11 protein-coding genes and 1 tRNA gene are annotated in these 13,429 nt (G+C 62.6%); 5 read left to right on the top strand and 7 right to left on the bottom strand.

Annotated features, from left to right (window positions below):
• Positions 1 to 23 precede the first annotated feature (23 nt).
• Positions 24 to 1,007: a DUF4880 domain-containing protein gene (locus tag CAG11_RS22525; protein ID WP_085598009.1), complete on the bottom strand. Its 984-nt coding sequence runs from the start codon at positions 1,005 to 1,007 to the stop codon at positions 24 to 26.
• On the bottom strand, positions 1,004 to 1,513 hold the full coding sequence (locus CAG11_RS22530) for a sigma-70 family RNA polymerase sigma factor (RefSeq protein WP_085598010.1): 510 nt from the start codon (positions 1,511 to 1,513) through the stop codon (positions 1,004 to 1,006). Before CAG11_RS22530 ends, CAG11_RS22525 begins: the two co-directional genes overlap by 4 nt.
• Positions 1,514 to 1,688: 175 nt before the next feature.
• Here CAG11_RS22530 and CAG11_RS22535 point away from each other — a divergent pair, with 175 nt between their 5' ends.
• From CAG11_RS22535 to CAG11_RS22545, 3 genes are all read left to right on the top strand, one after another.
• Complete coding sequence (locus CAG11_RS22535; protein WP_085598011.1) at positions 1,689 to 2,657, top strand: MarR family winged helix-turn-helix transcriptional regulator; 969 nt, start codon at positions 1,689 to 1,691, stop codon at positions 2,655 to 2,657.
• Positions 2,658 to 2,837: 180 nt separating this feature from the next.
• Entirely contained in the window at positions 2,838 to 3,845 is a 1,008-nt protein-coding gene (locus CAG11_RS22540) for an NAD(P)-dependent alcohol dehydrogenase (protein WP_085598012.1), read from the top strand.
• A 93-nt stretch (positions 3,846 to 3,938) separates the two neighbouring features.
• Positions 3,939 to 5,549, top strand: coding sequence for a gamma-glutamyltransferase family protein (locus tag CAG11_RS22545; RefSeq protein WP_085598013.1), 1,611 nt, complete (start codon positions 3,939 to 3,941; stop codon positions 5,547 to 5,549).
• A 21-nt stretch (positions 5,550 to 5,570) separates the two neighbouring features.
• Here CAG11_RS22545 and CAG11_RS22550 read toward each other — a convergent pair whose 3' ends face one another.
• The gene (locus CAG11_RS22550; RefSeq protein ID WP_085598014.1) at positions 5,571 to 6,719 is read right to left on the bottom strand and encodes a MalY/PatB family protein; all 1,149 of its coding nucleotides are present in this window, start codon (positions 6,717 to 6,719) and stop codon (positions 5,571 to 5,573) included.
• Positions 6,720 to 6,946: 227 nt separating this feature from the next.
• Positions 6,947 to 7,156 (bottom strand): hypothetical protein, encoded by a 210-nt coding sequence (locus tag CAG11_RS22555; protein WP_085598015.1) that lies wholly within the window; start codon positions 7,154 to 7,156, stop codon positions 6,947 to 6,949.
• Between the two features lie 47 nt (positions 7,157 to 7,203).
• Between CAG11_RS22555 and CAG11_RS22560 the strand changes: the two genes are divergently transcribed.
• The gene (locus tag CAG11_RS22560; RefSeq protein WP_085598016.1) at positions 7,204 to 8,244 is read left to right on the top strand and encodes an ABC transporter substrate-binding protein; all 1,041 of its coding nucleotides are present in this window, start codon (positions 7,204 to 7,206) and stop codon (positions 8,242 to 8,244) included.
• Positions 8,245 to 8,268: 24 nt separating this feature from the next.
• Here CAG11_RS22560 and CAG11_RS22565 read toward each other — a convergent pair whose 3' ends face one another.
• A complete protein-coding gene (locus CAG11_RS22565) occupies positions 8,269 to 9,423 on the bottom strand; it encodes an alpha-hydroxy acid oxidase (RefSeq protein WP_085598017.1) in 1,155 nt (384 codons plus the stop codon).
• A 113-nt stretch (positions 9,424 to 9,536) separates the two neighbouring features.
• Positions 9,537 to 10,448 carry a LysR substrate-binding domain-containing protein gene (locus CAG11_RS22570; RefSeq protein ID WP_085598018.1) on the bottom strand — a complete coding sequence of 304 codons (912 nt, stop codon included), beginning with the start codon at positions 10,446 to 10,448 and terminating at the stop codon, positions 9,537 to 9,539.
• 343 nt (positions 10,449 to 10,791) lie between these two features.
• Here CAG11_RS22570 and CAG11_RS22575 point away from each other — a divergent pair.
• Positions 10,792 to 10,865 (top strand) — tRNA-Cys (locus CAG11_RS22575).
• 479 nt (positions 10,866 to 11,344) lie between these two features.
• On the opposite strand, the gene CAG11_RS22580 is transcribed toward CAG11_RS22575, so the two are convergent.
• A complete protein-coding gene (locus tag CAG11_RS22580; protein ID WP_085598019.1) occupies positions 11,345 to 13,429 on the bottom strand; it encodes an AAA family ATPase in 2,085 nt (694 codons plus the stop codon).

The following is a 13,429-nucleotide window of genomic DNA, read 5'->3' on the forward strand; positions in this document are numbered from 1 at the left end:
TCCTGAAAAAAACTGAGGAAAAATCAGGCCGCGTCCACGAAGGCCCAGTACCCCATTACCCGCCGGATGCGAATCGGCAGGGTCTTGGCCAGCAAATCGAGGCTGGCGTCCGGCTGGTTCAGGGAGAAGGAGCCGGAAACCCGCAGACCGGCGACTTCGGCGGCGCAGCGCAGCAGGCCGGGGCGATAGCGGTCGAGTTCGGCGATCACCTCGCCCAGGGGGCGGCGCTCGGCAAGCAGCAGGCCCTGGGTCCAGGCATTGGCCGTGGTGGGCACGACGGCCAGGGCGCCGATTTGCTGTTGGGCGACATCCACTTGCTGGCCTGGGCCCAGGTTTAGCACAGGGGCATGGGCGGTACTCACCGAGCTGCTGCCGGCCAGCAGTTGTACCCGGGTGCCGTTGATGCCCGGCAAGCCGACGCTGAGGATCAGTTGTGAGCGCGGCGCGAGCTGGATGCGTCCATCGGCGGTGATGACCTGCACGGGTGCGGCGTTGCCCAGGGTCAGCAACAGGCGGCCGCTGTTGAGCTGCAGTTGCAAGCCCTGGGGGCTGGCCTGCTGATCGAGGCTGGTGCGGGTGTCCAATTGCAGGCTGGCGCCAGCGGCCAGTTGCAACTGGCGGCGCTCGCCGGTGGCGGTGTGATAGTCGCTGAACAGCTGCGGCAACAGCAGTCGTTCGCGCACGCTCCAACTGCTGGCGGCCACCACGCCCAGGCCGACGATGCCCTTGAGCAGGGTGCGCCGCCCCGGGTGGCTGCGAGCCTGCAGCAGTTGCCGGGCGCGGGGCGCGGGCAGGCTGCGGGTGCTGTCGCGCAGGTCCTGGCCGATACCGGCCAGGCGCTGCCAGGCCAGTTCATGCTGCGGGTCGGCCCGGCGCCAGGCCAGGCAGGCGGCCTGCTGCTCGGGGCTGCTGATGCCCGATTGCAGCAGCACCAACCACTCCAGGGCCTGGTCCAGAACCTGCTGTTCCACCGCGCCCTGATCGTCCACCGGCTGGAAGACGTTCATCCCGGGTACACCGCCGCATAGCAATGGCGGTAGGCCTTGAGCATGGCTTTTTGCACCACGTTGACCGAGAGCTGCAGGCGTTCAGCAATCTGCGGGTAGGTCAGGCCTTCGAGCTGGGACAGCAGAAACACCTCGCGCACCCGGCTGCCCAGGCCGTCCAGCACCTGGCCCACGGCGTCCAGCGCCTCGAGGACCAGCAGTCGGGTTTCCGGCGAGGGCTGGTGCTGCGGCTCCAGCTGCGCAAGGGTCTCCAGGTACGCGCGCTCCAGGGCCTGGCGGCGCAAATACTGCCCGCACAGGCGGCTGGCCACGGTGTTGAGGTAGGCCCGGGGTTCGCGCAGCACCGGCAGTTGCTCGCTGCGCAAGATGCGCACGAAGGTGTCCTGCGCCAGGTCCATGGCCTGGTCATGATTGCCGAGCTTGCGTCGCAGCAGTTGCACCACCCAGTTGTGATGCTGGAGGTAGAGCTCGCCCACGGCGTGCTGGAGCGAAGGGGTGGGCACCATCGATAAGGGTTCCGAGGTCGAGGTGGGCGAAATCGGTGCTTATGGTAATGCTTCTCATTATTGGGTGCTTGAATTTTTACTACTGTCCACCAGGGCTTGTCGTCACCCTGAGCCAGGGTTGTGGGTTAAATGGTTGTAAGGTACAACTAAATACCCCATTTGCGAGGTCGCCCTTATGTCGAGCCAATCCGCTTCCCTTCTCCCGCAGTTGCGCCAGGCGTCCCGGCAGATGGTCCGCGAGCTGGGCTTCATGCAAGCCACCCTGGCCGGCACCGACTACCCGCCCTCGGCGGTGCATGCGTTGCTGGAGATCGGCCAGGGCCATGCCTTGACTGCCGGCGATCTGGTGACGCTGCTGGGGCTGGAGAAATCCAGCGTCAGCCGCCTGGTGCGCAAGCTGGTGGAGGCGGGAGAGATCTGTGAACTGGCCCATGAACAGGACGCCCGCTCGAAGAAACTGCAACTCAGCGCCCGCGGGCGCCAAACCCTGGAGGGCATCGACCATTTCGCCCAGGCCCAGGTGGCCGCGGCCCTGGCGCACCTGACCGCGGAACAGCAGCGCAGTGCTTCTGCGGGCATCGCCGACTATGCCCGTGCGTTGCGCGCGGTGCGTCTGGGCGAGGCGCCCGAGCAGCTCGCATGCGGAACCATCGCCCGGGGCTACCGACCGGGGGTGATTGGCCGTATCGCCGAGATGCACGCTTGCTACTACGCCGCCCGGGCCGGCTTCGGCCAGCCCTTCGAAAGCCTGGTGGCGGCGGACATGGCCGAGCTGATGGGGCGTTTGCACAACCCGCGCAATGAAGTCTGGGTGGCGCTGTTGGAGGAGCGGATTGTCGGTTCCATCGCCATTGATGGGGAGGGCGAGGGCGGCGAGGCGATCCTGCGTTGCTTCATTCTCGATGAGGCTGCCCGCGGCCTGGGACTGGGCCGGCGTCTGCTGGCCGAGGCGCTGGTGTTCTGCGACCGGTGGAACTTTGCAGCCACCCGCTTGTGGACCTTCAAGGGCCTGGATGCGGCACGCGCGCTGTATGAGGAACAGGGTTTTGTGCTGGTGCAGGAACAGGTGGGCGAGCAATGGGGCGCGACCGTGACCGAGCAGTGTTTTGTGCGGCCGGGAGTGGAGCCTTGTAGCCGCTGCTGAGCCTGCGAAGCTGAGCAAAGGCCCGCAGGGCCTTGCCTGGCGATTTTGGGTCGAACCCGTAGCGGCTGAAAACCTGCATCCCGGCGATGCAGTGCTCGCAGCCTGCGGCAGCGGCTACAGCCAGGCGTTCGGTGGTAGGGTTAGCCCCCTGGAAGATTATCGATCTGTGGAGTACCTCCCATGCAAGCCATCAAGCTCAGCCTGCCGGCATCCCTGGACAACCTGAAGCTCATCGAGCTGCCCGACCCGGGCCAGCCCGGCGCCGGGCAGGTCCGGGTGCGGATCCATGCCTGTTCCCTGAACTATCACGACTACGCGGTGGTGACCGGCGGCCTGCCCACCGTCGATGGACGAATTCCCATGGCCGATGGCGCCGGTGTGGTGGAGGCCGTGGGCGAGGGCGTCAGCGAGTTCAAGGTCGGCGACGCGGTGGTGTCCTGCTTCTTTCCCCATTGGCATGACGGTGGCCCGGCCATCGCCGACTTCAGCACCACCCCTGGCGACGGCGTCGATGGTTATGCCCGGCAGGTGGTGATCCAGCCCAGCCACTGGTTCACCCATGCGCCCAAGGGCTACAGCCACCCCGAAGCCGCAACCCTGACCACGGCTGGGCTCACCGCCTGGCGCGCACTGGTGGTAGACGGCGGCCTCAAGGCCGGTGAGACCGTCCTGGTGCTGGGCACGGGCGGGGTATCGATCTTCGCCTTGCAACTGGCCAAGGCCATGGGCGCCACGGTGATCGCCACTTCGTCCTCGGACGCCAAGCTGGCGCGGGTACGCGAGCTGGGGGCCGACCACACCATCAACTACCGCACCCAGCCGGAGTGGGGCGCCGAGGTGCTCAAGCTCACCGGCGGGCGGGGCGTCGATCATGTGGTGGAAGTCGGCGGCCCGGGCACCCTGGCCCAGTCCATCACTGCGTGCCGGATCGGTGGGCACATCGCCCTGATCGGCGTGCTAACCGGTTGGGCCGGGCCGGTACCCACGGCAGCCCTGATGGCCAAGCAGCAGCGCTTGCAAGGCTTGATCGTCGGTAGCCGCCAGCAGCAGGTGGAGATGGTCCGTGGCCTGGAAGCCACCGGCATCAAGCCGGTGATCGACAGCACCTTCCCCTTGGCCGAGATCGCCAAGGCCTTCGCCCATGAAGCCTCCGGCGCCCACCTGGGGAAAATCTGCCTGAGCCTTTGAGGTCCAGCCAGGGCAACGTCGGTCGCTACTCCGGCGTTGCCGTCCATACTGCTTCGACGGTGTGCCGCAATCCGCTCTGGAAGGGCTCTGGCCATGTTGAAGTTCTCCGCTCATCACTATCCCTATGCCTCGCAACGCCAGAGCGTGTTCGCTCGCCGTGGCATGGTCGCGACGTCCCAGCCACTGGCCGCCGAGGCCGGTATCCAGGTCCTGCGCCAGGGCGGCAACGCCATCGACGCGGCGATTGCCACGGCTGCGGTGCTTACAGTGGTCGAGCCCACGGGTTGCGGCCTGGGCGGTGATGCCTTTGCCCTGGTCTGGACCCAGGGCCAGCTCCATGGCCTGAGCGCCAATGGCCAGGCTCCGGCAGCCCTGAACATCGATGCGGTGAAGGCCGCGGGACATGTGCGGATGCCGCTCCATGGCTGGACGCCAGTGACCGTACCTGGCTGCCCGGCGGCCTGGGCCGAATTGTCCCGGCGCTTTGGCCGGTTGGCGTTTGCCCGATTGCTGGAGCCGGCCATCGAACTGGCCCGCGACGGTTTCCCGTTGTCGCCGGTGGTCGCCCTGCAATGGCAGCGGGCCCTGGAGTTGTTCAGCGCGCAGGGTGATCCGGTACTGGAGCCCTGGTTCGCGACCTTCCTGATCGAGGGCCGTGCGCCGCGGGCCGGTGAAGTGTTCCGCATCCCTGCCCTGGCCCAGACCCTGCAAGCGCTGGCAGCCAGCGCCGGTGAAAGCCTGTATCGCGGCGAGCTGGCCCAGCGCCTGGACGCCCATTCCCGGGCCACGGGCGGTTACCTGCGGGCCAGCGACCTGCAGGATTACCGGCCGCAATGGGTGCAGCCGATCAAGATCGATTACCGAGGCTATGAAGTCTGGGAGATTCCTCCCAGTGGCCAGGGGCTGGTGGTGTTGATGGCCCTGAAGCTGCTCGAAGGTTTCGAGTTCGACCAGCGCGACAGCCCGCGCACCTGGCACCTGCAACTGGAGGCCCTGAAGCTGGCCTATAGCGACGGCTTGCACTACATCACCGACCCGACCCATATGCGGGTGGCGGTCAGCGACCTGCTCAGCGATGCCTACAGCCGGCGCCGCCGGGCACTGATCGGCGACCAGGCCCGGCTCCCGACGGCGGGCGAGCCCCAGGCCAGTGGCACGGTGTACCTGGCCACGGCCGACGCCGAGGGCAACATGGTCTCGTTCATCCAGAGCAACTACCACGGCTTCGGTTCGGGCGTGGTGCTGCCTGACAGCGGCATCGCCCTGCAGAACCGTGGCCAGGAGTTCAGCCTCGACCCGGCCCATGCCAATTGCCTGGCCCCGGGCAAGAAGACCTTCCATACCATCATCCCGGGATTTCTCAGCCAGGCCGGGGTGCCCCTGGGGCCTTTTGGCGTGATGGGCGGCTACATGCAACCGCAGGGGCACGTCCAGATGGTTATGAACCTGGTGGACTTCGGCCTGAACCCTCAAGCGGCACTGGACGCCCCGCGTTGGCAATGGTTGGGCCAGCAGCAGGTCGCCATCGAGCACAGTGCCCCTGGCGAATTGCTCGAGGCACTGGTTCGGCGCGGGCACCAGGTCCAGGTCGCCCATGACCTGAGCCGCTTTGGTCGCGGCCAGATCATCCTGCGCGACCCGCAAAGCGCAGTGCTCTGTGGCGGCACCGAGCCCCGGGCGGACTCGCATATCGCTGTCTGGTAGGCGCTAGGTGTAGCGCCTGGGTCAGCGCTGGCCCAGGCTCTGTTCCATGCGCCGGATGCCTTCTTCCAGCAGTGCCCGTGGGCAGCCGAAGTTCAGGCGCACGAACTGCTGGCAGTCGTCGCCGAATTCCAGCCCGGCACTGAGGCCGACCTTGGCCTGTTCGAGGAAGAAGGCGTGGGGATCTTCCAGGCCCAGGCCACTGCAATCGAGCCAGGCCAGGTAGGTGCCTTGCGGTGCGTGCATGCGGATGCCCGGCAAGCGAGTGCGCAGCGCTTCGAGCAGGTAGTCGCGATTGGCTTGCAGGTAGGTGATCAGCTCCTGGCGCCAGGCGTCGCCCTGGGTCAGGGCGGCGTGGGTGGCTTCCAGGCCCAGGGGGCTGACGCTGTCCACCATGCCGGCGCGGGCGTTGTTGAAGGCCAGGCGGGTGGCGGGGTCCTGGACGATGGCGAAGCAGGTCTTCATGCCCGCGACGTTGTAGGCCTTGCTGGCCGACATCAGGGTGATGGTGCGCCGGGCGATCTCCGGGCCGAGGGTGGCGGTGGGGATGTGCCGGCGACCGTCGAAGCACAGCTCGGCGTGGATCTCGTCGGATACGATCAACGCGCCCTGTTCCAGGCAGGCCTCGGCCACTGCTTGCAGTTCTTCCCGGGGGAAGACCTTGCCCAGGGGGTTGTGCGGGTTGCTCAGCAGCAGCGCGCCGGCGCCTTGCAGGGCCTGGCGCAGTTCGGCCAGGGGCGTGGTGTAGGTGCCTTCGGCGGTGGCCTGGAACGGCACCTCGATCTTGCGCAGTTGCCAGTTGCCGGGAGCCAGGCGCAGGGGCCGGTAGTTGGGGGTCTGCACCACCACCTGCTGGTGCGGCTTGACGAAGGCGTGCAGGGCCATGTTGAAGCCCGGTTCGACCCCGGGCAGGAAGATCAGCTCATCCGGCTGCACGCGCCAGGCGTACTTGTGCCACAGGTCGGCGACGACCGCCGCGCGCAGCTCGTCGCGGGCCACGCTGTAGCCCAGCAGCGGATGCTCCAGGCGCTGGCGCAGGGCGTCGATGATCTGCGGCGCCGCGGCGAAGTCCATGTCCGCCACCCACATCGGCAATACGTCCTCGGGGTAGCGGCTCCACTTGGTACTACCGGTGCCGTGGCGTGGGTGCAGGGTATCGAAGTCGTAGCTCATGGGCGGGTCTCGTCGGCTTGCAAGGCAAAGGTGCAGAGATTCTAGCTGGCTTGTCCGGCATTGGGCATGGCCCTTGGGGAGCGCCTGCAAGGCAGCTTTTTCCTTGCCTGTGCCTCTTAAAAGCCTCGTTTCGCGATACCTGGGGTTCGGCGAACAATGGCCCCGGCATGCGCCTGTCCCTTGATATGGGATGTGCTGGCGCTGCACTACCGATCGGTTTGTTCTTCCTACAAAAACAACAGGGAGCAAGCGATGAATTGTCCTTCGAACATGACCTGGCCGGCCCCTGCACCCGGGCCCCGGGATACTTCCAACGAACCGGGCCATGGCGCCCGCGGCAACACCGCCAGGGCCTTGTGGTCCGCGGTACGGCACTGAACGAGCTTGCTCTTGCCTGGCGCGGTACCGCCCGTGGCTACGGTCGTTGCCAGGCTCATGCAGTGCGGGTTCGTGCGGGCGGACCGGCTTATTCGAGGATGGGTACATGTCCAGTATCTTGCGTTGCGGTGTTGCGTGGTCGCTGTTGGTGCTGTGCACCGGCGTGGCGGCCGAACCACGGAACCTCACGATCATCTCCTTTGGCGGCGCGACCAAGCAGGCCCAGGAACAGGCGTACTTCCAGCCGTTCAACCAGAGTGGCGCGGCTCGGGTGGTGGCCGGCGAATACAATGGCGAGCTATCGAAGATCAAGGCCATGGTCGAAGTCGGCAAGACCAGCTGGGACGTGGTCGAAGTGGAGAGCCCCGAGCTGCTGCGTGGCTGTGACGAGGGATTGTTCGAGCCCCTGGACCTGGGCAAGTTTGGTGACCCCGGGCAGTTCGTACCCGGCACCCTGACCGAGTGCGGGGTGGCGACCTATGTCTGGTCGATGGTCATGGCCTTTGCTCCGCAAAAGCTGGCCAGGGCGCCGGAGTCCTGGGCCGATTTCTGGAATCTCAAGGATTTTCCGGGCAAGCGTGGCTTGCGCAAGAGCGCCAAGTACACCCTGGAGATTGCCCTGCTGGCCGATGGCGTAGCGCCAGCCCAGCTGTACCAGGTACTGGGCACCCCGGAGGGCGTGAGCCGGGCTTTTGCCAAGCTCGACCAGATCAAGCCGTACATCCAGTGGTGGGAAGCCGGCGCCCAGCCCCCGCAATGGCTGGTGGCCGGGGACGTGGCGATGAGCGCCGCGTACAACGGGCGGATCGCCATGGCCCAGAAGGAGGGCATGCAGTTGAGCATCCTCTGGCCCCAGAGCCTGTACGACCCGGAGTACTGGGCGGTGGTCAAGGGGTCGCCGAACAAGGCGCTGGCCGAGGAGTTCATCCGCTTCGCCAGCCAACCGGAGGCGCAGAAGGCGTTCTCGCAGCACATCCCCTACGGGCCGGTGCACCGCCAGGCCCTGGGGCTGCTACCGCCTTCGGTGCAGCGGCAGTTGCCTACCTATGAAGCCAACTTGCAGGGCGCGCGAGCGGTGGATGCCGGCTTCTGGGTCGACCATGGCGAGGACCTGGAGCAGCGCTTCAACGCCTGGGCCGCCCGCTGAGCGAGCGCATCCTGGTTGGCAGGTTCAGGGCAAGGGATAGCTGCCGGGCACCAGCAGTTGCCGGTCGATCTGCTCGATCCGGGTGTGGCCACAAAGTGCCAGGGTCAGGTCCATTTCCCTGGCGATGATCTGCAAAGCCTGGCTGACCCCGGCCTGGCCCAGCGCGCCGAGGCCATACAGGTGGGCCCGGCCGATCATCGCGCCCTGGGCGCCCAGGGCCAGGGACTTGATCACGTCCTGGCCGCTGCGGATGCCGCTGTCGATCCAGACCTCGGCCTGGCCGCCAACGGCGTCGACAATGGCCGGCAGCATGGCGATGCTCGAGGGTGCGCCATCGAGCTGGCGTCCGCCGTGGTTGCTGACGATCAGCGCATCGGCGCCGCTGGCCACTGCCAGGCGGGCGTCTTCGACGTCGAGGATGCCCTTGAGGATCAGGGTGCCGCCCCAGCGTTGCTTGATCCACTGGATGTCGTCCCAGCTCAGGCAAGGATCGAACTGCTGGTAGGTCCATTCCGCCAGTTGGCGCATGTCGTGCACGCCCGTGACGTGGCCCATGATGTTGCCGAAATGTCGACGCCGGGTGCCCAGCATGCCGGCGACCCAGCGCGGCTTGCCCAGCAGGTTCAGCAGGTTGGCCAACGTCGGCCGGGGCGGGGTGCTGAGGCCGTTCTTCAGGTCCTTGTGCCGTTGTCCGCTCAGTTGCAGGTCGAGGGTCAGCACCAGGGCGTCGCAGCCTGCGGCCTTGGCCCGGTCGATCAGCCGGCCGACGAAGTCGCGGTCGCGCATCACGTACAGCTGGAACCAGAACGGCGCGGCCGTGGCTTCGGCCACGTCCTCCAGGGAGCAGATGCTGACCGTGGACAGGGTGTAGCGGACGCCGGCCGCTGCTGCGGCCCGGGCCGCGAGGATTTCGCCATCGGCGTGGACCATTCCCGCCAGGCCGGTGGGGGCGATGGCCAGGGGCATGGCCATGTCGACGCCCAGCCTGTGTACCTGCAACGAGCGATTGTCGATGTTGCGCGCCACCCGCTGGCGCAACTTGATCCCCGCGAAGTCGGCCTGGTTGGCGTGGTAGGTGCTTTCGCTCCAGGAGCCGCCATCGACATAGTCGTAGAACATCCGCGGCACCCGGCGTCGGGCCAGCCGGCGCAGGTCTTCGATGCAGGTGATGATGGGCATGGCGCACTCCTGTGTGATGGATCGCAGCAGACTAGTGCGCCGGGCCGAACAGGTTGCGGAAAACAATTCCCGGCGTGCGGGCGGTTTTTTCCCAGGTCCCGGCAAGGCGTGCCTCAACCCAGGGCGTGGGCGCTGCCCTGGACCACGGCGTCGCGGCAGATGCGTTGCAGCCAGTGGGCCAGGTCCTGGGCGGCGGGCGAGGGCTGCGGGATGTCCAGGGTGTAGTGGTAGGACGGCGGGCTGCTGACTTCCCCGAGGATCACCAGGCGTCCCTGGGCCAGCCAGCTACGCGCCAGGGATGGACGGGCCAGCACCACGCCCTGGGCATTGGCCGCGGCCTCCAGCAGCATGCCCAGGTCCAGCAGGGTCGGCCCCTGGTCGGGCTCCGGCAAATCCAGGCCGGCGGCCTGCAGCCAGGGTCGCCAGGGTTCCAGGGGCGAACGCAGCAACGGCAGCCGGGCAAAGTCCGCCGGCAGTTGCAGGGGCGTGAACCCGGCGAGCAGGGCAGGGGCGGCCATTGGCAGTAACTGTTCATCCAGCAAACGCTTGGCTGCTGGCGCGTCAAGGCTATCGCCACGGACCTCGAGGTCGCATTGGCCATTGCTGGTGTTGGACAAGGGCGCCGAGAGCTGGATCTGCAGCTCGATTTGCGGATGGCCCCGGCTATGTTCGTCAAGGCGCGGGATCAGCACCTGCCGGGCGAAGGTCGGTGGGCTGCACAAGATCAGCCGCTGCTTGCGCTGCACGGTGCGCCGGTGCTGGGGAATGTCCAGCAACTGTTGCAGTACCGGTGCCACCTGTTCCAGGTACAACTGGCCATCGGCAGTAAGCCGCAAGCTACCGCCCTGGCGCTCGAACAGGCTCACCCCCAGCAGTTGCTCGAGCCCGGCGATACGCTTGCGCAGCGCGCTGCCCGTCAACGCCAGGACGTCGGCCGCCTGCTCGAAGCTCTTCAGGCGGGCGGCACTCTCGAAGGCCAGCAACGCATCCAGGGTGGGCAGGCGGTAGTCGTTGAAAGCCTTCATGGGGATTCCTTCGGGGGCGGGCCAGCAGCGGATCTTACGGGGTGGTGCGATGCAGGGCGAGCAATGCCCGGGGATGTATGGGATCATCCGCCTCTGGCCACGGCGCAGGGAGCGGACGCTTCCAGCCCGAAAAGCCTTAGAAACCCCTCGCTAGAAAAAATATCGAATAAGAGTTGCCAGGACTGGAAAACACGTCCATAATTGCGTCCATTCCTCAGCGAGGAAACGGAAAAACTCTTTATAAATCAATAGGTTAGATAAAGAGTTGAGAAGATCGAAAAGATCCTCAAGCCGTTCCAGTTTGTACGTGTCCAGTGTTGTTTTTCAGGCATTGGACATTTGGGGCCGAGTAGCAAAATGGTTATGCAGCGGATTGCAAATCCGCCTACGCCGGTTCGATTCCGACCTCGGCCTCCACCCTTGAAAACCCCGTAGATTAACGTCTACGGGGTTTTTTATTGCCTGGGATTTGGGCAATCACTTCCGCAATTTTTTAGATCGCTTCCGCAATTAGCCTGGTTGTAGCATCGAGCTAACGGCGCTTTCACCGTTTTTGATATGAGTTGCTTTCGGTTGTCAATAGAGCAGTAGCTCGCCAGTTGCCTCTCATGGTGAGAGGCGGTCAGTTCTGCCGGATTGACGCTGGCACGAGGTTTATTCATTACTCAGGTCGTGATTCAAGAACACACCGGATCATCAGCCCGGCTACCCCTGGCAGCACCAATTACTTTCACTCTGGCGTTGAGTCAGCTCCTCCGCCAACCATCTTTCAGTGCAGCTGGGTATAAAGTCGGATTGTTGCGACTATTTTACACAAGCGGCCTCTAGATCAATGGGAGGGGATCGGGCTGCTACAGCCTGGGAGGTTAATAGGCTGTAGTTGTTTAGGTTGCGGTCTATACATCTTGAAGTGGTGCGATGCACTTTTCTTCTAGATGGATGTATTTAAATTTCACGCCCTCGGTCGACTCTTTGAAAACGGCATCAAGGTCATCAAAAGAAGCCGCAACGATGGCCTGAAAGTTATTTTGACTGGCAAGCATACGGAATAGCGCTTGTTGGCTTTTTGTGGCCATGGAGTGCTGGCCTGGCTCGTCCATCATGATGAAGCCGAGGTGATTTCCGTTGATGTCCCTGCTTGATGCTGTTTGGTAAAGAGCCATGATGTAACTCCAGATTAAGCGTACGAAGTCACTTGCGCTAGAGTTTTGGGCCATATTTCCATTGCGAACGGCCTGCGCTTTAGTTTTAGCATCTGAAGGCGAATCCACGATTTCTCGCAGCTCCAGCCGCGAAAGTTGGGGCAAAAGAGAGTCTTCGTTGAATACGATATCCGCGACATCCGCGCTATGGTAGTCGAACTCTCCTGCATTGCCTCTGAAGTGTTGCGCGAATCTTTGGATGCGCCTTTTATCCTCTTCAGAGTATCTGTCTTTGGGGATTAGCTTTCTCTTGTCTTGGTTTGCCTTGAATGCGGCTGCGAGTTTTGCCATATCTGCAAGTGCATCTTCAAGTTTGTCTGAGAACTCCTCCAAGCGTTCAATCTCCAACTCCAACAGTACTTGTTTTTTTACGGCAGCTTGAGATATTATGTTGCCTTTTGCTGCATCTTTGCGCAGGGATGAAAGTACGGAGCGCTCTTTCTCAAGCTGATTTGAAAAATTTTGGCATATAATTTCAGCGTCGCGAATTTTTAGTTCCAGGCCCGCTTCTTGTTTGGAGAGCATTTTTGCCTGGCTTTCTAGATAATGGATGTTTGTCTCAATATCCATTGCGGACCCGGTCAAATTTATGCTAACTAGCGAATCCTCGATATGTTGATGGCACGTCGGACAAGAGTCGCTTGCGGCATGTAGGTGCTTGCTGGCGCCGTACTCCCTAAGCTTCTTAGTGGTTTTATTGCGTGTCAGTTCTTCTTGAGTTTGTGTCTTGATCTGAGTGTGGGTGCTTAGAGTCGAGTTGAATATCGTTAAGTTGCTTAGTGATGTTTCATAATCACCCACCAACTTGGTGACGATTGCTGTCTGTTGTTGTAGTTCCTCGGATATTGGAGAGCTTGGAGAGCCACTTTCAGGATTGATAGTCAGCTCAAGGTCCCTGTACTGTTTCTTCAGTGTTGCGATGGTTGTATAAAGACTTGACTGCTCTCCGTTCGCACTGCGCAACGCTTCAACGTTGTTTTGGTCGAAATCTGAAGCTATCTTGTTTGGAATTCCAGTTAGATTTAGGCGTAAAAGTGCTGCTTGAGAGGAGAGTTCTTTTTGCTTGGATGTCCAGTCATTGTTCAGGCTGATGGACTCCAAATCCAGCTCCATGCGCTGAGATTCTTGATCGAAGACACCTAGGCCAAGCAAGTATTCGACAACCCGTACGCGGGCATTGCTGACGCTATAGTAGGGGATATTCGCTATATAGTCTGTCCAGCCGCGTTTTTGTTCAATTGCAATTGCAGCAAAAATAGCTTGGAGATAAAGTTTGACCCGCTTTCCGTTGGAGTCGTGAATCTTGGGAAGGTTGAGACCTAAAAAATTCTCAAGATAAGTGAAAAAGCCTTCTTGGTAAACGGCGCTGTAGTTATCGTGAATAAATTTGTAGCTGGTGCCGCGCGTGCCTGAGCCAGGCATAGGGGGTTCTATTACTTCTGCCAGTTTTGTGTTGTGAGTTTCGCTTTTGATCCAGCGCCTGATTGTACTCGTCTCACCATTATGATTTTCTATTTCTACGGTTACATAGGATTCAGTTATGTGATACTTTTTTCCGTCATGAATGACATAGTTTCTTACAGCATAAGAGAGAGCTGCCTCTCCCTTGCCGCCTACAAGCTCCTCCATGCCAAGCGAATATAGTAGGCAGTTCACGATGGTGCTTTTGCCCGAGGAATTAGATCCGCGAATTATGTTCAGGCCTTTTTGAAAATTTGTGGTGAATCCGAACTTTGATCCTGAGCAGGAGATGTCTATACGAAAAGAGTTGATATGCAT

Source organism: Pseudomonas sp. B6(2017) (assembly GCF_002112765.1).
Lineage (GTDB): Bacteria > Pseudomonadota > Gammaproteobacteria > Pseudomonadales > Pseudomonadaceae > Aquipseudomonas > Aquipseudomonas piscis.

Coding starts and splice junctions, on each gene's coding strand:
- CAG11_RS22525 (WP_085598009.1), bottom strand. CDS start 1,007: ATGAACGTCTTCCAGCCGGTGGACGATCAGGGCGCGGTGGAACAGCAG.
- CAG11_RS22540 (WP_085598012.1), top strand. CDS start 2,838: ATGCAAGCCATCAAGCTCAGCCTGCCGGCATCCCTGGACAACCTGAAG.
- CAG11_RS22555 (WP_085598015.1), bottom strand. CDS start 7,156: ATGAGCCTGGCAACGACCGTAGCCACGGGCGGTACCGCGCCAGGCAAG.
- CAG11_RS22550 (WP_085598014.1), bottom strand. CDS start 6,719: ATGAGCTACGACTTCGATACCCTGCACCCACGCCACGGCACCGGTAGT.
- CAG11_RS22570 (WP_085598018.1), bottom strand. CDS start 10,448: ATGAAGGCTTTCAACGACTACCGCCTGCCCACCCTGGATGCGTTGCTG.
- CAG11_RS22560 (WP_085598016.1), top strand. CDS start 7,204: ATGTCCAGTATCTTGCGTTGCGGTGTTGCGTGGTCGCTGTTGGTGCTG.
- CAG11_RS22530 (WP_085598010.1), bottom strand. CDS start 1,513: ATGGTGCCCACCCCTTCGCTCCAGCACGCCGTGGGCGAGCTCTACCTC.
- CAG11_RS22535 (WP_085598011.1), top strand. CDS start 1,689: ATGTCGAGCCAATCCGCTTCCCTTCTCCCGCAGTTGCGCCAGGCGTCC.
- CAG11_RS22545 (WP_085598013.1), top strand. CDS start 3,939: ATGTTGAAGTTCTCCGCTCATCACTATCCCTATGCCTCGCAACGCCAG.
- CAG11_RS22565 (WP_085598017.1), bottom strand. CDS start 9,423: ATGCCCATCATCACCTGCATCGAAGACCTGCGCCGGCTGGCCCGACGC.
- CAG11_RS22580 (WP_085598019.1), bottom strand. CDS start 13,429: ATGCATATCAACTCTTTTCGTATAGACATCTCCTGCTCAGGATCAAAG.